This window comes from Streptococcus sp. HMSC071D03 (assembly GCF_001812125.1).
GTDB classification, from domain to species: Bacteria; Bacillota; Bacilli; order Lactobacillales; family Streptococcaceae; genus Streptococcus; species Streptococcus pseudopneumoniae_N.
Genome location: NZ_KV807725.1, coordinates 1 through 253, shown reverse-complemented (window position 1 = coordinate 253; position 253 = coordinate 1). Strand labels below are relative to the sequence as shown.

General features: G+C 37.5%; 1 protein-coding gene. It reads left to right on the top strand.

All coding sequences use genetic code 11. The annotated features are described in order from the left end of the window. On the top strand, nt 1–253 hold a 253-nt coding region (locus HMPREF2837_RS03430), incomplete at both ends, for a hypothetical protein (protein ID WP_148131798.1).

Sequence of the window (253 nt, the reverse complement as noted above, 5' to 3'; positions counted from 1 at the left end):
TGATTCAGGATGGTATCCGTTACAATATTGGTGAGGAGATTAACCCAATCGCTCATAAAGAAAGACTTGGTACACGAGAAATGAGAGAGCATCCAGAACTGATGAAGATAGATGGGGAATTATTTAATCAATATCATCTGGAGAGATTGGTGAGTGAACTAGATATTTCTCAGTTCAGTTACGCTTTGGAAGATACTCCTTATGCAGAACAACTATTATCTCAACTCCCTTATGGAGATTTAAAAAACAGTCC